Annotated in this window: 24 protein-coding genes; 7 read left to right on the top strand and 17 right to left on the bottom strand. The window is 66.0% G+C overall.

Annotation, left to right across the window (positions count from 1 at the left end; all coding sequences use genetic code 11):
- The first annotated feature begins 71 nt into the window (after window positions 1-71).
- Genes KM135_RS06560 through KM135_RS06575 form a run of 4 tightly spaced genes read left to right on the top strand, consistent with a single transcriptional unit; the run spans window position 72 to window position 5,050 of the window.
- Complete coding sequence (locus tag KM135_RS06560) at window positions 72-758, top strand: DUF969 domain-containing protein (protein WP_221713188.1); 687 nt, start codon at window positions 72-74, stop codon at window positions 756-758.
- Window positions 755-1,696, top strand: coding sequence for a DUF979 domain-containing protein (locus KM135_RS06565; RefSeq protein WP_221713189.1), 942 nt, complete (start codon window positions 755-757; stop codon window positions 1,694-1,696). Before KM135_RS06560 ends, KM135_RS06565 begins: the two co-directional genes overlap by 4 nt.
- The gene (locus KM135_RS06570) at window positions 1,693-2,691 is read left to right on the top strand and encodes a DUF2891 domain-containing protein (RefSeq protein ID WP_221713190.1); all 999 of its coding nucleotides are present in this window, start codon (window positions 1,693-1,695) and stop codon (window positions 2,689-2,691) included. Before KM135_RS06565 ends, KM135_RS06570 begins: the two co-directional genes overlap by 4 nt.
- 58 nt (window positions 2,692-2,749) lie before the next feature.
- Window positions 2,750-5,050: a S8 family serine peptidase gene (locus KM135_RS06575; protein ID WP_221713191.1), complete on the top strand. Its 2,301-nt coding sequence runs from the start codon at window positions 2,750-2,752 to the stop codon at window positions 5,048-5,050.
- 10 nt (window positions 5,051-5,060) lie between these two features.
- On the opposite strand, the gene KM135_RS06580 is transcribed toward KM135_RS06575, so the two are convergent.
- The 12 genes from KM135_RS06580 to KM135_RS06635 form a co-directional block, all read right to left on the bottom strand.
- Window positions 5,061-5,384 carry a low molecular weight protein tyrosine phosphatase family protein gene (locus KM135_RS06580; RefSeq protein ID WP_221713192.1) on the bottom strand — a complete coding sequence of 108 codons (324 nt, stop codon included), beginning with the start codon at window positions 5,382-5,384 and terminating at the stop codon, window positions 5,061-5,063.
- A complete protein-coding gene (locus tag KM135_RS06585) occupies window positions 5,385-5,744 on the bottom strand; it encodes a HesB/IscA family protein (RefSeq protein WP_221713193.1) in 360 nt (119 codons plus the stop codon).
- A gap of 11 nt (window positions 5,745-5,755) precedes the next feature.
- Window positions 5,756-6,241, bottom strand: coding sequence for an SUF system Fe-S cluster assembly protein (locus tag KM135_RS06590; protein ID WP_221713194.1), 486 nt, complete (start codon window positions 6,239-6,241; stop codon window positions 5,756-5,758).
- Window positions 6,238-7,458, bottom strand: a complete 1,221-nt coding sequence (locus KM135_RS06595) for a cysteine desulfurase (RefSeq protein WP_221713195.1) — start codon at window positions 7,456-7,458, stop codon at window positions 6,238-6,240. The genes KM135_RS06590 and KM135_RS06595 overlap by 4 nt, the downstream gene beginning before the upstream one ends.
- Complete coding sequence (locus KM135_RS06600; RefSeq protein WP_221713196.1) at window positions 7,455-8,210, bottom strand: SufD family Fe-S cluster assembly protein; 756 nt, start codon at window positions 8,208-8,210, stop codon at window positions 7,455-7,457. Before KM135_RS06600 ends, KM135_RS06595 begins: the two co-directional genes overlap by 4 nt.
- Window positions 8,207-8,551 carry a hypothetical protein gene (locus KM135_RS06605; RefSeq protein WP_221713197.1) on the bottom strand — a complete coding sequence of 115 codons (345 nt, stop codon included), beginning with the start codon at window positions 8,549-8,551 and terminating at the stop codon, window positions 8,207-8,209. Before KM135_RS06605 ends, KM135_RS06600 begins: the two co-directional genes overlap by 4 nt.
- Entirely contained in the window at window positions 8,548-9,294 is a 747-nt protein-coding gene (sufC, locus tag KM135_RS06610; RefSeq protein ID WP_221713198.1) for a Fe-S cluster assembly ATPase SufC, read from the bottom strand. The genes KM135_RS06605 and sufC overlap by 4 nt, the downstream gene beginning before the upstream one ends.
- A gap of 20 nt (window positions 9,295-9,314) precedes the next feature.
- Window positions 9,315-9,758, bottom strand: coding sequence for a hypothetical protein (locus KM135_RS06615; RefSeq protein WP_221713199.1), 444 nt, complete (start codon window positions 9,756-9,758; stop codon window positions 9,315-9,317).
- A 46-nt stretch (window positions 9,759-9,804) separates the two neighbouring features.
- On the bottom strand, window positions 9,805-10,221 hold the full coding sequence (locus KM135_RS06620; RefSeq protein WP_221713200.1) for a hypothetical protein: 417 nt from the start codon (window positions 10,219-10,221) through the stop codon (window positions 9,805-9,807).
- 120 nt (window positions 10,222-10,341) lie between these two features.
- Window positions 10,342-11,817 carry a Fe-S cluster assembly protein SufB gene (gene sufB, locus KM135_RS06625; protein WP_221713201.1) on the bottom strand — a complete coding sequence of 492 codons (1,476 nt, stop codon included), beginning with the start codon at window positions 11,815-11,817 and terminating at the stop codon, window positions 10,342-10,344.
- Window positions 11,814-12,278, bottom strand: coding sequence for an RrF2 family transcriptional regulator (locus KM135_RS06630; protein WP_221713202.1), 465 nt, complete (start codon window positions 12,276-12,278; stop codon window positions 11,814-11,816). The genes sufB and KM135_RS06630 overlap by 4 nt, the downstream gene beginning before the upstream one ends.
- A gap of 340 nt (window positions 12,279-12,618) precedes the next feature.
- Window positions 12,619-13,497: a helix-turn-helix domain-containing protein gene (locus KM135_RS06635; RefSeq protein WP_221713203.1), complete on the bottom strand. Its 879-nt coding sequence runs from the start codon at window positions 13,495-13,497 to the stop codon at window positions 12,619-12,621.
- A 381-nt stretch (window positions 13,498-13,878) separates the two neighbouring features.
- Between KM135_RS06635 and KM135_RS06640 the strand changes: the two genes are divergently transcribed.
- Entirely contained in the window at window positions 13,879-14,910 is a 1,032-nt protein-coding gene (locus tag KM135_RS06640; RefSeq protein ID WP_221713204.1) for a quinone-dependent dihydroorotate dehydrogenase, read from the top strand.
- Between the two features lie 3 nt (window positions 14,911-14,913).
- On the opposite strand, the gene ggt is transcribed toward KM135_RS06640, so the two are convergent.
- The 3 genes from ggt to KM135_RS06655 all read right to left on the bottom strand — a co-directional run bounded on the left by ggt (window position 14,914) and on the right by KM135_RS06655 (window position 18,564).
- Entirely contained in the window at window positions 14,914-16,650 is a 1,737-nt protein-coding gene (gene ggt / locus KM135_RS06645) for a gamma-glutamyltransferase (protein WP_221713205.1), read from the bottom strand.
- Window positions 16,651-16,762: 112 nt separating this feature from the next.
- Entirely contained in the window at window positions 16,763-17,110 is a 348-nt protein-coding gene (locus tag KM135_RS06650; protein ID WP_221713206.1) for a response regulator, read from the bottom strand.
- Entirely contained in the window at window positions 17,107-18,564 is a 1,458-nt protein-coding gene (locus KM135_RS06655; RefSeq protein WP_221713207.1) for a PAS domain-containing protein, read from the bottom strand. Before KM135_RS06655 ends, KM135_RS06650 begins: the two co-directional genes overlap by 4 nt.
- A 235-nt stretch (window positions 18,565-18,799) precedes the next feature.
- Between KM135_RS06655 and KM135_RS06660 the strand changes: the two genes are divergently transcribed.
- A complete protein-coding gene (locus tag KM135_RS06660; RefSeq protein ID WP_221713208.1) occupies window positions 18,800-20,569 on the top strand; it encodes an AMP-dependent synthetase/ligase in 1,770 nt (589 codons plus the stop codon).
- Between the two features lie 114 nt (window positions 20,570-20,683).
- Here KM135_RS06660 and KM135_RS06665 read toward each other — a convergent pair whose 3' ends face one another.
- Window positions 20,684-21,100 carry a DUF6491 family protein gene (locus tag KM135_RS06665; protein WP_221713209.1) on the bottom strand — a complete coding sequence of 139 codons (417 nt, stop codon included), beginning with the start codon at window positions 21,098-21,100 and terminating at the stop codon, window positions 20,684-20,686.
- 490 nt (window positions 21,101-21,590) lie between these two features.
- Between KM135_RS06665 and KM135_RS06670 the strand changes: the two genes are divergently transcribed.
- Window positions 21,591-22,145, top strand: coding sequence for a nuclear transport factor 2 family protein (locus KM135_RS06670; protein ID WP_221713210.1), 555 nt, complete (start codon window positions 21,591-21,593; stop codon window positions 22,143-22,145).
- Window positions 22,146-22,186: 41 nt separating this feature from the next.
- Here the strand turns inward: KM135_RS06670 and KM135_RS06675 are convergent, their stop codons facing one another.
- Complete coding sequence (locus KM135_RS06675; RefSeq protein WP_221713211.1) at window positions 22,187-22,678, bottom strand: low molecular weight protein-tyrosine-phosphatase; 492 nt, start codon at window positions 22,676-22,678, stop codon at window positions 22,187-22,189.
- Window positions 22,679-22,813 lie beyond the last annotated feature (135 nt).

Below are 22,813 nucleotides of genomic sequence, written 5' to 3' on the forward strand. Positions count from 1 at the left end.
TGCGAAAGCTGGTATCTCAGGAGCAATGAGACCCAGCATCTGGGGTGACGATCGACGGGGCAAGCTAAACAATGTGGGTTCTCCTTGGCATTGCGGTGATCGTCGCGGGCTTCATGCTGCGCTTCAATCCGCTGCTCGTCATTATGGCCTCGGTGCTGACGACGGGCCTTGCCGCCGGGCTCGATCCGGTCGCGATCGTCTCGGCATTCGGCAAGGCGTTCAATGACACGCGCTATGTCAGTATCGTCTGGATCGTCCTGCCGGTGATCGGCCTGCTCGAGGCATTCGGCCTGCAGGAGCGGGCGAAGGGGGTGATCGGCGGCCTCAAGGGCGCGACCGTTGGCCGTCTGCTCGCCGGCTATCTGCTGCTGCGGCAGGCGACGGCGGCCATGGGCCTCACATCAGTCGCCGGCCATGCGCAGACCGTCCGCCCGCTCGTGGCCCCAATGGCGCAGGCGGCGGCCGAGACGCAGGCCGGTGAGATCAGCGAGGCGGAGCGCGAGGAGATCAAGGCCTGGTCCGCCGCGACGGACAATGTGGGGCTGTTCTTCGGCGAGGACATCTTCCTCGCGATCGGCTCGATCCTGCTGATCGTCGGCCTGCTCGATCAATATGGCATCCACCTCCAGCCCTTCCAGCTCTCGGTCTGGGCGATCCCCACCGCCATCGCGGCCTTCCTCATCCACGGCTTCCGGCTCTGGCGGCTCGATCGCCGGATGCGCGCGGGGCCGACGGCGAGTGGGGGACCCACGGAATGATCACGCTCGGCTGGGTCTATATGCTGGCGGGCGCGGCCTTCGCCGCCTTTGCGCTGCTGGGCCTCAAGGACGAGAGCAACCCGAAGCGCTTTCGCAATACCGCCTTCTGGGGGCTGCTCGCGCTCAGCATGTGGGCGGGGGATGCGCTGGGCGATTTCGGCAATGGCCTGCTCGTGCTGGCTTTGGTCGCCATTGCCGGGCTGGGCGGCCTCGGGCGCGGGACGAAGAGCGAGATCGCGCCGGAGGTCCGCGCCGCGCACGCCGCGCGGCTGGGCAATGGCCTGTTCCTCATCGCGCTCATCATCCCCGCGACCGCGCTCCTCGGCACGCTCGTCTTCAAGCATCTCCCGGCGCTGTTCGACGTGAAACAGGTAACCCTTATCAGCCTCGCGCTCGGTGTGCTGATCGCGCTCGGCGTCGGCTATGTGGTCCTGCGCGCAGCGCCCATGCTGCCGCTGGAGCAGGGGCGGCGGCTGATGGATCAGGTCGGCTGGGCCGCGATCCTGCCGCAGATGCTCGCCAGCCTCGGCGCCGTCTTCGCCATGGCGGGCGTGGGCGAGGCGGTCGGCGGCATCATCCAGCTCGGCATTCCCGAGGGGAGCCTGCTCGGCGCGGTCATCGCCTATGGCCTCGGCATGGCGCTGTTCACGATGGTGATGGGCAATGCCTTCGCGGCCTTCCCGGTCATGATCGCCGCCATCGGCATGCCCCTGCTCATCCAGCGCTATGAGGGCGACCCGACCATCATCTGCGCGATCGGCATGCTCGCCGGCTTCTGCGGCACGCTGATGACCCCGATGGCGGCCAACTTCAATCTCGTCCCCGCCGCGCTCTTGGAGCTGAAGGACGAGTATGGCGTGATCCGCCGCCAGATCGGCACGGCCCTGCCGCTGCTGGCGGTGAACATCGCGCTGATTTATTGGCTGGCCTTCCCATGACCGAACTCACGCACGACCTCGCCGCCCGTTTCGCGCGGCTCACGCTCGGCCATCTCGGGCGGCAATATCCGTACAAGATGGACCTCGTGCTCAATGGCCCGGAGGATGCGAAGCCGCCGATCGCGCATCACCCGATCTTCCACGGCAGTTTCGACTGGCATAGCTGCGTGCATGGCTGGTGGCAGGTCATGCGGCTTGCGCGGCTCTTTCCGGACATGCCGCAGGCGGCCGACATTCGCGCCCGGGCCGATGCGATGCTGGTGCCGGAGAAGGTCGCGGGCGAGCGGGCTTTCCTGATGCGGCCCTTCGCTGCGGGTTTCGAGCGGCCTTATGGCTGGGGCTGGCTGCTGGCGCTGCATCATGAACTGTCGCGGCATGAGGGCCACTCATGGTCAGCGGCGCTTGAGCCGCTGGCGCTGGATTTCGCGGCGCGCTTCCACGCCTTCCTGCCCAAGCTCACTTATCCGCTGCGCGTCGGCACGCATTTCAACATCGCCTTCGCGCTGGTCCTCACGCTGCGCTGGGCGGAGGGCCGCGATCCGGCGCTGATCGACCTTATCCGCGAGCGGAGCCTCGACTGGTTCGGCGAGGACCGCGATTGCCAGGCCTGGGAGCCGGGCGGCGACGAGTTCCTCTCCTCCGCGCTGACCGAGGCGCTGCTGATGAGCCGACTCCTTCCCGCGACGGACTTCGCGGCGTGGTTCAGTACCTTCCTGCCGCATCTGGCGGACGGGCGACCAATGAGCCTGTTCACGCCCGCGGCCGTCTCGGACCGCAGCGACGGCAAGATCGCGCATCTGGACGGGCTCAATCTCTCGCGCGCCTGGTGCTTGCGCGGGATCGCGGCGGCGCTCGGGCCGGGCGCGGAAGCGACGAGCATCGCGGAGACGCTGGCGCAGCGGCACGTCGCGGCGAGCCTGCCGCATGTCGCTGGCGACTATATGGGCGAGCATTGGCTGGCGAGCTTCGCCCTGCTCGCCATCGCGGGAGACTGAGCGTTCGTTAACCACGGGGCGCTATCAAACGCGCTCAGACCAGGGGGACTCGCACGGCATGAAGCGCCAGACCGGATATTGCGCCACGTTGGCGCTCATGCTGGCACTGACAGGCTGTGGCGGGGGAGGCTCCGGCGGCGTGAGTTCGACACCTGCGCCGACACCCACGCCGAGCCCGACACCCACGCCGAGTCCGGCTCCCGCGCCAACGCCAACCCCAACGCCGCTCCCTTCAATCGACTTCGACACGGCCGAATATCGCCGCTCGAACGGCGCCGTGTTCCACAAGGCGATCACGGCCTATCAGCAGGGCACGAGCGGGGCGGGCGTCATCGTCGGCGTCATCGACAGCGGTCTTTCGGACCCGCAGGGCGAGTTCACCGGCCGGATAAGCGCGGCGTCGCGCGGCTTCGGCAACAACACGACCTATGCGGACGTGACCGGCCACGGCACAGCCGTTTCCGGCGTGATCGCGGCTGCACGCAATGAGCGCCACGCGATGGGCGTCGCCTGGGGCGCCACGATCATGGCGCTGCGCACCGACGACCAGAGCGACTGCGACGACGACGGCTGCACGCACCCGACCGCCGACATCGCCGCCGCCATCGATCACGCCTGGCAGAATGGCGCGAAGATCATCAACATCTCGCTCGGCGGGGGATCCGGCTCGACCGCCATCCTCCAGGCCGTGAGCCGCGCGACGAGCGCGGGAACCATGATCGTCATCGCCGCGGGGAACAATCCCGATGGCGGAAGCCCGCTGGTCGCGCCGGACGGACTCGCCCAGTCCATCGCCGACCCGAACTATGGCCACGGCCTCGTCATCATCGCCCCCTCGGTCAACGAGGATGACACGGTGAGCAGCTTCTCGGCCGGCGTGCGAGGCTTCGAAACGGTGAGCCTGGCGGCGATGGGCAATCGCGTGCTGACCATCGACGAGACCGGCGCGGATTTCCTCTATACCGGCACCTCCTTCGCTGTGCCGCAGATCGCGGGCGCGGCCGCCCTGCTCGCCCAGGCCTTCCCCAATCTCACCGGCAAGCAGATCGTCGACCGGCTACTGGCGACGGCGCGGGATGTCGGCGCGCCGGGCGCCGATGCGCGCTATGGCGTGGGCGTGCTCGACATCGCCGCCGCCTTCGCGCCGATGGGCTCGCTGTCGCTGCCGGGAAGCGGAACGCTCGTGACGCCGACGCCGGGCACAACCCTCTCCACGCCGATGGGCGATGTCACGCCGACGGCGATCAGCACGGTAGCGCTCGACGAGTTGCAACGCGCCTATCGCGTCGATCTGACGCCGCGCTTCTTCGGCCACGGCCCCATCCGGACGCTCGCCTCTGCACTCGACACGGCGCAGCGCCATGTCGCGACCGGCACGGACGCACTGCGCCTCTCGCTCACCATCGCACCGGGCAAGGAGCATGTCAGCACATCGGGGCCAATGTCGCGCGACGAGGACCGGCCGCATCTCCTGTCCGGCACGATCCGCGTGCGGCTCTCGACCCGTTCGAGCGTCGCGTTGGGCATCAACAGCGGACTTGGCGCGCTGGAGACAGCGTCGGACACCGGTCCGGCGCCGAGCTTCCTGATCGCGCAAAGCAGCTTTTCGGGGCAGCGCTTCGAGATGCGTGCGCGCTCGGCGCTCGCACTGCTGCATGATCTCGGACATGGCCTGCAACTGAGCGGCGGGTTCGAAACCGGCGACGTGACCGCCGCGCGGCGTGCCGGCCTGCCCGATCCGGTGCTCGACCGGCCGGCGCCCTATCATGCGGTATCCTTGTCGCTCGGCCTGCGACGGCGGGCCTTCGGCCTTACCGGTAGCCTCAGCCTGCTCGACGAGCCGGCAAGTGCGCTCGGCGCCCGGTTCGCACCGGCCTTCGGGGCGCAATCGGCGGGTTCCTTGTTCGCGCGGATTGGGACAAGCCTCGCACCGGCCGACGGTCTCAGGCTTTCCGCAAGCTGGCAGCGCGGCTGGACGCGCGCCGCAACAGGCGGCGCCTTGCGCGACGGCGGATCGCTCACCAGCCAGAGCTGGTCGGCGGACCTCGCGAAGCGCGGCCTCTTCACCGACGGCGACTTGCTCGGCCTGCGCATTGCGCAGCCGCTGCGGGTCATCGCCAGCGCCTTCCCGCTCGTGCTGCCCAACGAATGGGACTGGGAAAGCGCCGTCGCGACACATCGCGTCGTCCCGCTCGATCTCGTGCCGCGTGGCCGACAGCGCGACTATGAGCTGAGCTATGGACGCGGCCTTGGCCCGGGCTGGCTCGGTGCGAATCTCTATCTGCGCGAGCAAAGCGGCAACATCGCCGCTATCCCGGCCGATGTCGGCATGGCGCTGCGCTGGTCGATGGGTTTCTGAGCGACGCCCGTCAGGGCAGAAAGCGCGCCATGCGCTCCTGAAGCAGGCGGATCAGCTCCGGGTCCATGAACCGATACTTGTCCGGAATATCGAGCGAAATAATGCGCTTGCCGTCAAGCGCGCGGCGGAAGCGCGTGCGGATCTTGGCGGCTTGCGGCTTTTCCATGACGAAGATCGTGTCCGCCCAGCGGATCTGCTCGTCGGAGATCGGATTGTCCGCGTCATGGCCGGTGCCGGCGGATGCCACTTCCAGCCCGTCGATCTGCGCGAAGATCTGCTCAGCGGTCGGGCTGCGCAGCCGGTTTCGTCCGCAAACGAACAGGTAGCGCTTCACTCAGACCGTGAAGCTCTCGCCGCAGCCGCAGCTGCCCTTGGCATTGGGATTGTTGAACACGAAGCCCGCCGCGAAATCGTCCTCGACCCAATCCATGGTCGAGCCGATCAGATACAGCACCGAGGCCGCATCGATGAAGAACGTGCCGCCGGGCGTCTCGATCTTCTCGTCGAACTTGCCAGCCTCGGTCACGAAATCAACCGAATAAGCGAGGCCTGAGCAGCCACGACGCGGGGTCGAGAGCTTGACGCCGATCGCGTCGGCCGGCGCCTTGGCCATGAGGTCCGCGACGCGCTGCTCCGCATTCGGCGTCAAGGTGACGGCGGCGGGGCGGGCGCGGGTGGTGGTCGGTGCGTTCATCGTCTCAACCCTTACAACATGCCGAGTTCGAGCTTGGCTTCGTCGCTCATCTTCTGCGGATCCCATGGCGGATCCCAGACGAGATTGACGTCCACCGTGCCGACACCAGGCACCGACCCGACCCGCATCTCGATCTCGCCGGGCATGGACTCGGCGACCGGACAATGCGGCGTGGTCAGCGTCATGGTGATCACGACATGGCTGCCTTCGCTCACCTCGACACCATAGATAAGGCCGAGGTCGTAAATATTCACGGGTATCTCGGGATCATAAATATCCTTGAGCGCCTCGATCACCGCATCATAGGTCGCGCCACCCGGCTCGCCCGCGGCCACGTCGGTTGCCTGCTGGCTGAGGAAGCCCTCCAGATAATCGCGCTTGCGCGAGAGCTTCTCGCCCGCCGTCTCCGACGCGTCGTCGACATCGCTCACGCGCGCCCGCGGCGGCGCCTCGACGCTCTCGACCGTTTCCGTCCTGATCTTCGCTTCCTCGTTCATCCGAATATCGCCCTCACGCGATCGAGGCCTTTCAGCAGTGCCTCGACATCGCTTTCATCACTGTACAATCCGAAACTCGCCCGCGCCGTCGCCTCGACGCCCAGATGCGTCATCAGCGGCTGCGCGCAATGATGGCCGGCGCGGATCGCCACGCCGCTCTCGTCCAATATGGTGCCGATGTCGTGCGGATGCACCCCATCCATCGCAAAGGAGACGATGCCGGCGGCATCCTCCGGCCCCAGCAGCCGCACCGAATTGATACCGCGCAAGGCATCGCGCGTACGCGCCACCAGCACGTCCTCATGTGCGGCGATCCGGTCCAAGCCGATGGCATCGACATAATCGATCGCCGCCGCCAGCCCAATGGTCTCGACGATGGCCGGCGTGCCTGCCTCGAACCGCGCGGGCGGCGGGGCATAAGTCGTGCGCTCGAACGTCACCTTGTCGATCATCGCGCCGCCGCCATGATAAGGTGGCATGTCGGCAAGGATCGCGTGACGCGCCCAGAGCACGCCGATGCCGGTCGGGCCGTAGAGCTTGTGGCCCGAGAAGAGATAGAAATCGCAGCCGAGCGCCTGCACGTCGATCCGCATGCGCGGCGCGGCCTGGCAGCCGTCGATCAGCAGCAGCGCGCCGGCATCATGGGCGATCCGGGCGGCACGCTTCACGTCGAGCACCGAGCCGAGCACGTTCGAGACATGTGCCAGCGCGACAAGCTTGTGCTCCGGGCGGATCATGGCCGCCATGGCATCGAGATCGATGCGGCCGTCCTCGGTCAGCGGCACGACATCGATCGCTGCCCCGGTCCGCTCGGCGATGAGCTGCCAAGGCACGATGTTGCTGTGATGCTCCAGCTGCGAGAGCAGGATGCGGTCGCCGGGCTCGAGGTTCACCCCGCCCCAGCTCTGCGCAACGAGATTGATGCCTTCGGTCGCGCCGCGCACGAACACGATCTCGTCGACACGCTCGGCATTGAGGAATTTCGCGACGCGCATCCGCGCCGCCTCGAACGCCAGGGTCATGTCGGCCGAGCGCGCATAGACGCCGCGGTGGACCGTCGCATAATCGGCGCCCATCGCGCGGATCGTGGCGTCGATGACAGCCTGCGGCTTCTGCGCGGTCGCGGCCGTGTCAAGATAATGCCAGGGCTGGCCTTCGGCAGTGACGAGACCGGGAAAGTCCGACCGGATCGAGGTGAGGGGCGCATGGACGTTCATCCCAGCGCCTCCAGCTTGGCCAAGGCGATGGCATCGAACCGGTCGCGCTCGCCTTCGTCGGCCATGTCGTCGAACAGGCCAGCAATGAACGCCTGCAGCATCAGCGCGCGGGCGCGAGCGGGGTCCAGGCCGCGCGAGGCCATGTAGAACAGGGCGGCCTTGTCGAGCTCGCCGACGCTCGCGCCGTGGGCGCATTTGACGTCGTCGGCGAAGATTTCCAGCTCGGGCTTGGCATTGGCGGTCGCGGTGCGATCCAGCAGCATCGCCTTGAAGCTCTGCGCCGCATCGGTCTTCTGCGCGCCGCGCGCGACGCGGATCTGGCCGAGATAGCTGGTCGTCGCCTTGCCGGCGGCGATGGCGCGCACGGTCTGGGCGCTGGTCGCGTTCGGCTCGGCATGGGTGACGGTCGTCACCAGCTCGATGGTCTGCTCGCCGCCGCCGATCAGCGCGGCCTTGAGCTCGAAATGCGCGCCTTCGGCGAGCGTGACATCGAACGTCACCCGACCAAGCGCGCCGCCGACATCGAGCAAATGCACGCTGAGCGTCCCGCCTGCGCCGATCTCGATGCGATGATCGCGAATGACGGTCTCCGCCGGTCCCGCATCCTGCAGCAGGCTGATCGCGCGCTGCTCGCCCGGCGCGACGACGAACCGATCCGGTTCATCGATCGGCCATGTCCGCGCGGCGGCATCAAGGTCGCTGTAGCGCCAAGCTTCGTCGCGGCGCGTGGGGAGGGGAGCGAGCGCGCTCATGCGCCGGCTCCCGCCCGTTCGGCGATTAGATAATCGCGAATCCGCGCGAGCAGCGACGGCCGGGCCTTCTCGACGCAGGCGCGGACATCGTCCTGGCTGTCCTTGCCCTTGCGGACACAGCCCGTCACCGCCTTGCACAGCGCGGAGTCGAGGGTCTTGAGGCCCGTCGTCTCTTCGAGACCGCATTGATATTTGCCCTGCGCATCGCGCGAGACATGCACGCCGATCTGCCGCAGACGCTGCGCAATCACCGTGATTTCCTGGACTTCCTCGAAATCCTCTTCCGGCGGCCCGGCAGGGGCAGCGCCCTGCAGCAGCATCAAGGCAGCAAGCGCGATCATGCCGCGATCACCTCGGCATAGCCTTCGCGCTCCAGCGCCAGCGCCAACTCGGGACCGCCGGACTTCACGATGCGGCCATCGGCAAGGATGTGCACGAAATCCGGCTGCACATAATCGAGCAGGCGCTGATAATGGGTGATCAGCAGCACGGCCTTGTCGGGCGCGCGCATGATGGAATTGATGCCCGCACCGACCGTTTTCAGCGCGTCGATGTCGAGGCCACTGTCAGTCTCGTCGAGAATGGCGAGCTTGGGATCGAGAATGCCCATCTGAACCATTTCGGCACGCTTCTTCTCGCCGCCCGAGAAGCCGACATTCACCGGTCGCTTCAGCATGTCCATGTCCATGCCGAGCAGCCCGGCCTTCTCACGCGCCAGACGCAGGAAGTCGGCAGCGGAGAGCGGCTCCTCACCGCGCGCCTTGCGCTGGCTGTTCAGCGCCTCGCGCAGGAACTGCACATTGGAGATGCCGGGAATCTCGACCGGATACTGGAAGCCCAGGAAAAGCCCGGCCGCGGCGCGCTCATGCGGCGCCATCTCGAGGAGGTCCTGACCGAGGAAATCGACGCTGCCGCCGGTCGGCTCATAATTGGGGCGGCCGCCCAACGTATAGGCCAGCGTCGACTTGCCCGCGCCGTTCGGCCCCATGATCGCGTGGACCTCACCCGCGTTCAGCGTCAGCGAGAGGCCCTTCAGGATGGCCTTGCCGTCAACTTCGCTGCGAAGATCGGAGATAACCAGCATCAAATTGCTTTCCTGTTCTGTCATTTCGTCGAGCTGACCGCGCCGCCGGCTCCGGTCAGCGCGCCATTGCAGCCGGTCAGATAGTGCTGGCGCATCATGTCCAGCGCATTGTCCCGCAGGCCGCCGAGCATACGGCTGTCGTCCAGCCGCTGCTGGCGATCGGCGAGGGCCTGGGCTTCGAGATCGAAATTCGGTGCCGGGACCGGCGCAACGTCCGGCGGCGATGCGGGCTTACCGGCTGCTTCGACGCGCCGCTGCGCCAGCGCCTGCCGGGCCGACACGATCGCCTGCTGCTCGTTGAAGACGGCGATCAGCGCCGCACGCCGACGCTGGGGCTCGGCGCCGAAGATCCTGGTCATCGCGCCGCCGTCGCACTTGGCCACGGCGCGCTCGACCTCGACGAGATCGGGGCCGGCCAGCGCGGCGGCGCTCAATTGGGCAATGAGGGCAAGGGCGATCGTCATGCCGCCTCCCGACGCTGGTCAGGAGCGCAGGAAACGATCTCCCGGATCAGTCCATGATGCGCGCGTAGCGGACGTGCGCCCAGTCGATCGCCGCCTGCTCGATCATCGGCTCGATCTGATCGATGCCATTGTCCGCGACGCTCGCGGCGATCGCCGGGCTCAGCGCCGGGCTCTGACGCAGAATGTCGGAGAGGAGCTGCGCCTGCATCTCGCCACGCGAGAGCGCGCAAGCCGTCAGCGCCTGACGCGCCATGCTCTGATGATCGCCCAGCGGAATATTCTCGTCCACCTCGTGCAGCACGCAGTCGCGATAGCTGGAAAGCAGCGCGGCGAAGCGCGGCGTCAGGGGAAGGTCGGCGCTCGCCGTCGCGCCGCTCTGCACCGACACCGGCGTCTGCGCCTGTGCGGGCAGCGCGTTGAGGCCCAGAGTGGCCATGGCGATCGTCGCGAGCAGTGCCTTCACGGTCAGCATCCTTCCCAAAAACCGGACCGGCATCGCTTGCGGCTTTGCTCGGCTGCCCGATTGGTAAGCGGGAAGTAAGATTCGTTACAACGGCATTAAGCACGAATGTCGGATCGCGCCTCATCCGACCGATCCTTCGAGGCTGATGCCGAGCAGTTTCTGCGCCTCGACGGCGAACTCCATCGGGAGCTGCTGCAGCACTTCCTTGGCGAAACCGTTGACGATGAGGCTGACCGCCGCCTCCTGATCGAGGCCGCGCTGCATCGCATAGAAGAGCTGATCGTCGCTGATCTTGCTGGTCGTCGCTTCATGCTCGACGATCGCGCTCGGGTTCTTCACCTCGATATAGGGCACGGTGTGGGCGCCGCACTGATCGCCCAGCAGCAGACTGTCGCACTGGGTGAAGTTGCGCGCATTCTCGGCATTGGCCGCCATGCGCACGAGCCCGCGATAGGTGCCGTTCGAGCGGCCGGCGCTGATCCCCTTCGACACGATCGTCGAGCGTGTGTTTTTACCGTTATGGATCATTTTCGTGCCGGTATCCGCCTGCTGGCGGTTATTCGTCACGGCGACGGAGTAGAATTCGCCCACGCTGTTCTCGCCGTTCAGCACGCAGCTCGGATATTTCCAGGTGATCGCGGAGCCGGTCTCGACCTGCGTCCACGAGACCTTGCTGTTGCGCCCCTGGCAGAGCGCGCGCTTGGTCACGAAATTATAGATGCCGCCCTTGCCCTCGGCATCGCCAGGATACCAGTTCTGCACGGTGCTGTACTTGATCTCGGCATCGTCCAGCGCAACCAGCTCGACCACGGCGGCATGCAGCTGGTTCTCGTCACGCTGCGGCGCGGTGCAGCCTTCCAGATAAGAGACGTAGCTGCCCTTGTCCGCCACGATGAGCGTGCGCTCGAACTGGCCGGTATTCTCGGCATTGATGCGGAAATAGGTGCTGAGCTCCATCGGGCAGCGCACGCCCTCCGGAATGTAGACGAAGGTGCCGTCCGAAAAGACCGCGCAATTGAGGGCGGCGAAGTAATTGTCGTGCATCGGCACGACCTTGCCGAGCCACTTCTTCACCAGCTCCGGAAATTCGCGGATCGCCTCGCTGATCGAGCGGAAGATGACGCCGGCTTCCTCCAGCTCCTTGCGGAAGGTGGTGGCGACCGAGACGCTGTCGAACACCGCATCGACCGCGACCTTGCGCGAGCCGGCGACGTTGGCGAGCACCTTTTGCTCCTCGATCGGGATACCGAGCTTCTCGTAAGTGCGGCGAATCTCCGGATCGAGCTCGTCGAGACTGCCAAGCTCGACCTTCTTCTTAGGCGCCGCGTAATAATAGGCGTCCTGATAGTCGATCGGCGGGACGTCGAGCTTGGCCCAGTCCGGCGATTCCATCGTCAGCCAGTGGCGATAGGCCTTCAGGCGCCAGTCGAGCATCCAATCCGGCTCGTTCTTCTTCGCCGAAATGAAGCGGACCGTGTCCTCGTCGAGCCCCTTGGGCGCGAACTCCTGCTCGATGTCGGAGACGAAGCCCCACTCATAGTCGCTGGCCTTGCTGGCGGCGGCGAGCGCCTCTGCGTTCTTGACGGGCGCGCTCATGACAGCGCCTCCAGTTCACGGGCGGGGCCCGATGCGGCCCCGGGTATGATCTGCGGCGCGGCGATCAGATGCGCCAGCGTCACTTGCGCCAGCGCGTCGCGCACCAGCGCATTGACGCCGATCCAGTGCGGACGGATGTCGCAGGGCTGCTCGAGCGCGCAGCAGTCCGAGCCGTTCGCGTCGAGACAGCCGGTAAGCGCGATCGGCCCATCGACTGCCTCGATGATGTCGGCCAGCGTGATCGCCGCCGCCGGCCGCGCCAGCTTGACGCCGCCCCCGCTCCCGCGCGTCGCCTTGATGAGGCCGGCGCGGCCGAGCAGGCTCCCCAGCTTCTGCGCGGTCGGCACGGGAATGCCGGCCTCCTGCGCAAGGCTCGCCGCATTGGCGCGCGCGCCGCCGCAATGGGTCGCGGCCGTGCGCATCATCAGAACGGCATAATCGGCAAGGCTGGACAGGCGCATCTGCGAACGATTCTCAAATCGGAGTAATTTAGTCTGATTGGGCGCAAATGGGCCGGGGGCCGCGAGAAATCAACCCCGAAAAGGGCAGATGCGCAGAAGGAAAACTATTGTGGCAGTTTGGCCATGACGTCTGGAGGCGCGGAACTATCGACCTCTTTCCTTACGTCACCCCGGGCCTGACCCGGGGTCTCGCTTCTTTTGCGGCATCGGAGAAGGCAGCGGGACCCCGGATCAAGTCCGGGGTGACGAAGAGAGTGGTCCTCGCTGGTTTCCCGTACATGGAGCGTGGCGCATCAAAGCGGCGACCGCAGGAATGACCGCCTCCGCGATTTCGGCGACCTCAGCTGATCTGGCTGAGCTTCGAGATCTCGCCGACCAGATCCGCGCGATTCATCGAAAGACGTATGACGATGCTGGCGCGTTCACGCAGTTCGGTGGGTGTGAGACCCGTAAAATGCTTCATCTCGCGGATGAAGTGCGACTGATCGTAGAAGGCCTCGCCACTGACTTCCGACCAATCGAGCACCTCGCGCGCGAGCACCTGCGCGCAGCGCAGTGCGCGATACTTGCGGGCGAGATATTTCGGCGGCGCGCCATAGAGCCGGTTGCACCAGCGAGCGAGCTGCCGGGCGGACAATCCAGTCGCTTGCTGCAGCACCTCCACGCGCGGCGACTGCTCGTCGGCGAGCCAGCGGTCGGTCTCCTCGACGAAGGCGCGCTCGGTCTCGGATACGGAATGGAGATGACCACGAATGAAGGTCCAGAAGCTCTCGGCCGCTTTGTTCGGATCCTCGATCGAGCGGAGCAGCAGCAGCATATCGCGCCAGGCCGAGCCGAAACGGACCGTCAGATCGAAGGCATCGTCCGCCGCGACATCGGCCTCGCCGGCCCGCAGCGCGGCCCAGCCGAGCGGCAGCACGGTGACGCCGACAACCTGCATCGGCCCGACAACGTCGAAATGCGTTGCCATGCTCGTCGGCCCGAGAAGGCAGCATTCCGGCGTTTCCACCGTGCGGCCATCGCTGAAATGATAGACGCCGGCGCCGGCGAGCATGAAACGGATCTGCGCGAAATCGGCGCGGGTGTGATCCGCGACGCGCGGCTGATCAGCCGTGAACAGGTACATCGCGCCGAAATAGCTCGCCAGATCGGCCGGCGGCACGAAATAGCTGAGCGCGACCATATTGGCCGCATCGGCGACGGAGAATCTGTGACGCATAAGCGACCCTGACCACTCTCCACGATCGGTGACAATCGAACCCGCGGATGTCCCGAATTCGTGTTTCCCGGAAAGGCGGCAAGACTGCTGCTTTGCGCCGTCCCCCCATCTGATATCTCGACTTTTCGCATGATTCGCCCGGAATTGGAACGAAAAAAGCGGTCCAGCCAGCAAAAGCCAGCCAGACCGCCTAAGTTCAAGGTCTCTAAGCCGGACGACTGAGAGCCCTTCGGGTCGCAAGGGTGGAATAGACCGATTCGCGCGGGGTTGATTGGACGGAATCGTCACATGCGTTTTTTGCGAAGCAATCACGACGACGCTGCGCCGCACCCCGGTTCGGCAGGCTTTGACCGGTACGATTCGCGCTGGCATAGGCCGACCATGTACAGCCTCCTGCGTCCCCTGCTTTTCGCCTTCGAGGCGGAGACGGCCCACGGCCTCGCGATCGCAGCGCTGAAGCTGCCACTGCCCCGCGCCGCCGCGCCGGACCCGATCCTTTCCCAGCAGTTGTTCGGGCTGCGTTTCGCAAGCCCCGTGGGTCTCGCGGCCGGCTTCGACAAGGACGGGGAGGTGGCGCATCGCATGGGGGCGCTCGGCTTCGGCTTTGCCGAGCTCGGTACGCTGACCCCGCTGGCCCAGGCCGGCAATCCGCGCCCGCGCCTCTTCCGTCTTGTCGAGGACGAGGCGGTCATCAACCGCATGGGCTTCAACAATGGTGGGCAGGCAGCGGCGATCGAGCGCCTGAAGCGCCATGAGCGACCGAAGGATTTGATCCTCGGAATCAACATCGGGGCCAACAAGGATGCGATCGACCGGATCGCCGATTACGAGGCGGGCGTGCGGGCAATGGCGGCGCTCGCCGGGTATTTGACGGTCAATATCTCCTCGCCGAATACGCCGGGGCTGCGCGCATTGCAGGACCGGGGCGCGCTCGACGCGCTGCTCGGCCGCGTGATGACGGCGCGCGAAGCAGGCGGACCGCCGATCTTCCTCAAGGTCGCGCCCGATCTCGAACCGGCGGACATCGACGACATATCCGAGCTGAGCCTGGCGCATGGCATCGACGCGCTGATCGTCAGCAATACCACGATCAGCCGCCCGGCGCTGCGATCGGCACAGGCGGGCGAAACGGGCGGTCTCTCCGGCGCGCCCCTGCATGATCTCGCGCTCGCCCGGCTGCGCGACTTTCGTAGCCGGCTCGGCACGCGCCTTCCGCTGATCGGCGTCGGCGGCATCCGCACGGCGGAGCAGGCCTATGCGCGCATCCGCGCCGGGGCGAGCCTCGTCCAGCTCTACTCGGCGCTCGTCTATGAAGGCCCTTATCTGCCGGCTCGTATCAATGCCGGGCTGGCCGCGCTGCTGAAGCGGGACGGCTTCGCCTCGATCAGCGAGGCGATCGGCATCGACGCCTGATCGTCAGCGTGCCGGCTCAGCGATAGCGCGCCCTTCGCGCCGGGGATCATAGCCACCGTCGAACCGGCCGCCTTCGCGGATCATGACGCCATGGACGCCCGAGTCTTCGCCTTGGCCGGGGCGAAGCTCGACACCGCGCTCCTTCAGGCCCGCGACGATCTCCGGCGCGAATTTGCCGACCTCGCCCTGGAAGGAGGGGCCGCGTGCCACAAGGTTGGGCAGCGCCAGCGCTTCCTGAACCGGCATCTTCCAATCGACCGCGGCAACCAAGGATTTGCCGACGAAGGCGAGAATCGAATTGCCGCCCGCCGAGCCGAACGCACCGGCGAACTTGCCCTGCGCATCGATGAGCACCAGCGGGATCATCGAGGAACGCGGACGCTTGCCCGGCGCGACGGCATTGGCGGCAAGACGCCCTCCGGCATCGCGCGCGACGAACGAGAAGTCGGTAAGCTGATTGTTGAGGAAGAAGCCGTCGACCATGCGGCCGGTGCCGAAGATGGATTCGACGGTCGTCGTCATCGAGACGACATTGCCCTGCGCATCGCCGACGATGAAATGCGAGGTGCCGCCCGGCTCCAGCGTGGCATCGGCGGCGGCCAGCGCCGCGCCCGGCGGTGTGCCGGCGACGGGCGCCGGCCCGGCGGTTGCGCCGATGAGCTTGGCGCGATCCGCGACATAGGCGGGATCGAGCAGGCCAGCGACCGGCACCTGCGCAAAGGCCGGATCGCCGACATAACGGTCCCGATCCGCATACATGAGGCGGCTCGCCTCGCCGAAGAGATACCAGGCCTGTGGATCGGCCGGGCCGCGCTTGTCGATATCGGTGCGTTCGAGCAGCGCCAGCAGCTCGAGAAAGCCCACACCGCTCGACGGCGGCGGCGGCACGCAGACCTGATAGACGCGATAGGGCCGACACAGCGCCTGGCGCCTGACCGGCTGATAGGCGGCGAGATCGGCGAGCGTCATCGTGCCGGCATGCGGGCCGGCACCGACCTTCGCGACGATCCGCTGCGCCGTCTCGCCCTTGTAGAGCGCATCGGGCCCTTGCACGGCGAGACGCTTGAGGAAATCGGCATAAGGCGCGTTCACCAGCCGGTCGCCCGGCTTCTTCATCGTGCCGTCTGGATGCGAGAAATAGGCCTTGGCATCTGGCTGGCTGATCTGGGGGAAGCTGCCGCCCAGAAAGCGGCCGAGGCGCGGCGTGATGACGAAGCCCTCGCGCGCGACACGCTGGGCATCGTCGAACAGGCTGTTCCAGGGCAGCTTGCCGCGCTCGGCATGCGCCACGCCGAGCATCTTGACCGCGCCCGGCACGCCGGTCGCCCGGCCGCTCACCACGGCCTGACCGAAGGGAAGCGGCTTGCCATTCTCATCGTAGAACAAGGTTTCGGTTGCACCGGCCGGCGCCACTTCCCGCCCGTCATAGACCATGACCTTGCCGCTGGCCCCGTCGAAATAGGTCATGAAGGCGCCGCCGCCGAGGCCGGAGCTTTGCGGCTCGACCAGCGAGAGCATCGCCTGCACGGCCACGGCCGCATCGACCGCGCTGCCGCCGCGCCGCAGGACCGCAAGGCCGGCCTCCACCGCGAGCGGATTGGCGGCGACCACGAAATATTGCTTCGGCGCCGCTGCGGGCACGGTCGAGGCGGCACTCTGCGGCGCCGTGCCAGCACCGGCTCCGCACGCGCCCAGCGCCAGGACAAGCAGCATCGCTACGAAAGGACGGATGAGCGTCATGATATCCCCTGTGTGGAAATGCGCCGCGGTTCCGGCGTCCTGGCCCGACAGTGCGATGTCAGCCGAGCAAGTGCAAGGGGCCAAGACAATGCACTGATGACGCACCATGCGGTCAAAGCTTGGCGAAAGCCGCCCGCAGATCGACGAGATTATACGGCTTGGCCGTCGTCGGCACGCCGGCGAACGCATCGGGATGCAGCGCGTCGCCATAGCCGGTCGCGAAGATGAACGGCACGCCGCGCGCGGCCAGCAGCGCCGCCAGCGGATAGCTGTCCCGACCTTGCAGATTCACGTCGAGAATGGCCGCGTCGATCGCCATCGAATCCAGCAGCGCCTCGGCCTGATCGATCGTCTCGGCCACCAGCGCCAGGGCACCGCAGCTTTCGAGCAAGTCCTCAAGCACGAGGGAAATGACCGGCTCGTCCTCGACGGCAAGAATCGTAAGACCTTCCAGCTTCATGCGCGCACCTTGGGCAATGTCGCGGTGATCGTACACCGGAGGCCTTCGGGCGCGAAATCGAACGTCACATTTCCTCGCCGATCACTGGAGATACCGCGCTGGACGAGGCGCGTTCCAAAACCGTGCCGGGTCGGCGGCGTGACGGACGGCCCGTCGCGTTCGACCCATTTCATGATCAATGCGACGCGATCCTCCTCGTCTTCGATGGTCCAGACCACATCGATCCTGCCCGTGTCGTTCGAAAGCGCTCCATATTTAATCGCATTCGTGCTGAGCTCGTGAACGAGCATGGCGAGCGACAGGGCGGCCTGAGGCTGGAGCGTGAAATCCGCGCCGGAAACATGAACGCGCGCGAGACTCGATCCGGCCGTGGCGCCGATCGCGGTGCGGACGGTCTCGATGAGGCTCGCCGCTTGCCAGTTGCTGGCGGTCAGCAGCCCATGCGCCGCCGCCAGCGCATTGAGCCGCGCATCGAACACGCCAAGAGCCGCGCCGGCACCCGCGACATCCTTGAACGTCTGCAGCGACAGACCCTGGACGACGGCCAGCGTGTTCTTCACGCGGTGATTGAGTTCGTTGATGAGCAGCTTCTGGCGCTCTTCCGCCTCGACTTCCTCGGTGACATCATGCCCCTGGACGAACACGGCCGTGGGGCGACCGTCATTGCCGATGATCGGCTGATAGATGAAATCGAGATACCGCTCCTCGATCGCATTCCCCTCGGCATTGCGCAGCATGACCTTGGCGTGGCGCCCGACATAGGGCTCACCGGTTCGCATCACCTCATCGAGGAGCGTGATGAAGCCCTGCTCGACCACTTCGGGCAGGGCTTCTGCAATCGTCTTGCCGATCACGTCGCGCCCGGCGACAAGCCGCGAATAGGCGCGGTTCGCGATCTGGAACCGGTGTTCCGGCCCAGTCGTGACCGCGGCAAAGCCGGGCGCCTGTTCGAGCAAGCTCCGCAGCTGCTCGGTCTCTTCCGCAAGATCGAGATTGCGCGCCTGCACGGCATGCGCGCGCCGGACGATGCCCATCTCGTCGCGCACCATTTCGTCTCGCAACGCGCGCAGGTCGTGCAGCTCGGTCACGTCCACCGTGTGCTGCAATATATAGCGCACGGCGCCGTCCGGGGCCTTGAGGGGTGTATGGGTGGCGCTCCAGTAGCGTGCGTCCAGACCGCCGTCGGGCCTGGAGATGTCATAGCGGATCAGCGCCAACTCATCGACCTCGCCGGTCGATAACACGCGCCGGAGCGAGCCCTCCAGCAGCCTGTGGCTCTCCGAATCCGGTGCGCTGGGAAATGCTTCGAATATGCCCTTGCCCACAAGTTCCGCGCGATCGCGCATTGTCGTGCGCAGATAAGCCTCGTTCATCCAGACGAGCCTCAGCTCCCGATCGAGCAGGACATAGGGATTTGGAGATTTTGCGAGGAGCGCCTCGAAATCGACTGGCACGACCTCACCCTTCCCTGAAATGAGAGGTCCATACTCCCCGCCGCGAAGAATGGAAGCTGCCTCTCACGCTGTCAACAAGTCACGAAACGCAGGAAAGCGCGCGACGTTGCAACCAGGATAGCCCTTAGGGAATTGCAGCCCTATAGAGGCTGGTTCAAACGCCGCAGACGACGGCGCTATCGCATGATGGAGAGCCTGTTTGCGCGCGTTCGAGCATTTCCAGAGCCTCACGGCCATGTTTTTCGCACGAGCGGCGGAACGGGACGAGCGGCCGTTCCTTTGGAGCAAGCAGGGCGCCAACTGGCAATCGATCAGCTGGGCCGAGGCGGCGCGGCGGGTCGCGGCTCTGGCGCGGGCGCTGACCGAACTCGGCGTGCAGCCCGGCGACCGGGTGATGCTCGTCTCCGAGAACCGGCCGGAATTCTGCCTCGCCGATCTCGCGATCATGACGGCGGGCGCGATCACCGTGCCGACCTACACGACCAACACGACACGCGATCACGAGCATATCATCGCCAATAGCGGCGCGCGGGCGGTCATCTTCTCGACCGCCAAGATCGCCAAGGCACTGTTGCCCGCCGTCGTGCGCTCGCCCATCCATCTCGCGATCAGCATGGAGCCGCTCGGTTCGATGCAGAACTCGACCGTGCAGATCTGCGACTGGGACACGCTGATCGCCGAGCATCCGGCCGATCCCGCCCAAGCCGCCGCCGCGCTGACCGCGACGCGCGAGGACATAGCCTGCCTCATCTACACCAGCGGCACCGGCGGCGCGCCGCGCGGCGTCATGCTCCACCACGGCTCGATCCTGTGCAATGTAGAAGGCTGCATGGACGTCATCGTCGGCGATTTCGGCTGGGGCGAGGAAGTGTTCCTCTCCTTCCTGCCGATCAGCCACGCCTATGAGCATAGTGGCGGGCAATTCCTGCCGATCGCTCTCGGCGGCCAGATCTATTATGCCGAAAGCCTGGAGAAGCTGGCCGCGAACATCGCCGAGACGCGGCCGACCTTCATGGTCGTGGTGCCGCGCCTGTTCGAGCTGCTGCGCACGCGCGTCTCGAAGGCCATCGAGAAGCAGGGGAAGATGCCGACATGGCTGCTGGAGCAGACGCAGCGCCTCGGCGCCAAGCGCTATGCCAATGGCGGCAAGCTGCCGGTCTGGGACTGGCCGCTCCAGGCGCTGCTCGACCGCACGATCGTGCCCAAGATGCGCGACCGGTTTGGCGGGCGGATGAAGGCGCTGGTCTCGGGCGGTGCCCCGCTCAATCCCGATGTCGGCACGTTTTTCGACGCGCTCGGCCTCACCTTGCTGCAGGGCTATGGCCAGACCGAGGCGGGGCCGGTGATCAGCTGCAACCGGCCCTCCGCGGGCCTGCGCATGGACACCGTCGGCCCGCCGCTCAAGAATGTCGAGATCCGGATCGCTGACGATGGCGAAATCCTCGTGCGCGGCGAGCTGGTGATGAAAGGCTATTGGAACAACCCGGCCGAGACCGCGAAGGCGCTCCAGAATGGCTGGCTGCACACCGGCGACATCGGCGAGTTCGACGAGAAGGGCCGGCTCAAGATCACGGACCGCAAGAAGGACCTGATCGTGAACGACAAGGGCGACAATGTCGCGCCCGCCAAGCTCGAAGGCATGCTGACCCTGCAGCCGGCGATCGGCCAGGTGATGGTCTATGGCGACCGGCGGCCCCACATCGTCGGGCTGATCGTGCCGGACCCGGAATGGATGAAGGAATGGGCGGCCGCCAATGGCAAGGAGGTCGACCTCGACACCCTGCGGCACGACACCGGCTTCCTTGCCGCGATCCGTGCCGCTGTCGATCGGGTCAATGCCGATCTCTCGGTAATCGAGAAAGTCCGCCGCTTCGCGCTGGCCGACGAGCCCTTCACCATCGACAACGAGATGCTGACGCCCAAGCAGTCGATCCGCCGGCATATCATCCGCGCCAGATATCAGGACCGGCTCGACGCGCTCTATGGTGCGCGGGCGGAGGACTGAACCGCATCTATAGTCACGATGTCGAACGGGTGCGCCTCATCCACCCTCTTCGTCGTGCTGAACTTGTTTCAGCATGACGGTTTCCGGGTGAGGCGCGCTCAAATCTACCCGACCTTACTTCCCCGCCGTCCGGTACGGCACGAAATCGCCGAACGCGCAGGCGCCGCTCATCATGCCGGTCGGCAGATGGACCGAGCGCGCCATGTCGCCCCGGCAATATTGGCTGGAGGTGGTGCGATTGAGCACCAGCGCATCCCCGGCGGACAGGCCATTGCAACCGCCCTGCAGATCGGCCTTGTAGACCAGATCCTTGTTCACGCGGTACAGCACCGTGTTGTTGCCGATCACGCGCAGGGCATCGTTCCTGTAGGAGGGGATGCAGGAGACCGGCTGGCCGGCCACCTTGCCCTCCAGCGCCTTCGCCAGTTCCGCCGTCTCGCGCGCGCTCAACTGGCGCTCGACAGGCGCACCCTGGGTGCAGGCGCTCGCCAGCGGCAGCAGCGCCAGGGCGAGACTATATTTCCTCATCATCGTCACTCCTTTCACCCCCCTCCCCGCTTCTCATGTCCAGACTAGCAGCTTTCGCCCGCTCTCGCATCCTTCTGACGATGCTGCGCCGCCTTTCCCTTGGTGGCCTGCAACAGCGGCAAAGTTCACCTTATTGGGAGCGAAAATGACTCCTTTTTTTGCGGCGGCGGCCCAAATCCTGTTACGCTTTTCGGATACTTAGCCTCTTAACTTCTCCATGTTCGCGCGTATGCGCCATGGAGAAACGCGCAAAAGTCCGCTCCCGGCCGCAGGGAGGCGCGCAAATCTTCCAGATTGTCGGACGATGAGAAGGAGCGGCGTCGCGTGACATGACCTGCGTCAGCCGGCGAGGCTGCCATGCGGCCGCCATGTAGGACAGGATTTTTGCAAGGCCGACGATTTCGGTCGCGGACAGGCGCCATCAAAGCTACACAAGTGTATCTGTTGCCCGATGCGCTTGCGCGCCGGGACAGACCATCACCGGAGGATGCCCATGAGCGAACCATCTCTCTCGATCGAGCAGCGGCTGCAAATCCTGGAGGACAAGGAAGCCATTCGCCAGATCATCATCGACTATGCCTCGGCGCTCGATGAACAGGATGCCGATAGCTATGTCGGCCTGTTCGCGGACGATGGCGAATGGGCGATCGGCAGCATGATCCGCAAGGGCAAGGACGAGATCCGCGCGCTGGTCGATGGGCTGTTCCGCAGCAGGACGGAGGATTTGGTAAATCTGGAAAGCTTCGAGATCACCTTCCATCCGCGCATCGAACTGAACGGCGACCGGGCGAAGATGCGCTCAGGCCATGTCGCCTTCCGCCGCGCGCCGGGCGGCAATCCGGTGCCCGTGCTGTTCGGCCGCTATGAGGACGAGTTCATCCGGGAGAACGGCACGTGGAAGATCCTGCGGCGCACCGACATACCGACGATCCCGACCGCAGAGGAATATGGCCCGGTGCTTCGCGCGCGGGGCCAGATACTGGATCAGAACATCAAGGCGGCGAGGGCGCGGGAGGCGGGCTGTATCCGCTTGAACGATAAGATTTGAATCTCCGCGGGCCGCACTTTCCGGCACGCGAAGAACGGCCGTCACTCCACTTGCGCTTCCAGTGGCGCGAATCGCGCGACGAGAGCCTGCGCGGCGGCAGCGACATCCTGCCAGGTGAGGTCGAAACCGGCATCATTGCCATAATAGGGATCGATCACGGCGTGCCCTTCGCGCCCGGTCACGACATCGAGCAGGAGGCCAAGCCGCGCGGTGGCATCGGCCGGGCGCAAGGCGCGCAGTGCCGCCAGATTGTCCCGGTCCAGCGCGAAGATATGATCGAAGCGCGTGAAGTCCGCCGGCTCGACCTGACGGGCCTGGTAGCGCGAGATATCGACGCCGTTGCGCAGCGCCACGGCCTGCGCCCGGGGGTCCGGGGCATCGCCGATATGCCAGTTTCCGGTACCGGCCGATTCCACCTCGATGTCGATGCCGGCCTCCTCCGCCGCGCGCCGGAGCGCCGCTTCCGCCAGCGGCGAACGACAGATGTTGCCGAGACAGACGAACAGGACGGCGGGTCGAAAGGATGTGGCCATGACGCCCGCTAGCAGCCCGGCATGACACTGTCACGACGGGAACTCAGGCACGGTGGCATGCGTTCGACCAGTCGGGAGAGGTCATTCATCCAAAGCAGGGGAAGACCCATTATCGTTCTGTCTCGCCAGGGCCTC

This window comes from Sphingobium xanthum (genome assembly GCF_019737615.1).
Taxonomy (GTDB): domain Bacteria; phylum Pseudomonadota; class Alphaproteobacteria; order Sphingomonadales; family Sphingomonadaceae; genus Sphingobium; species Sphingobium xanthum.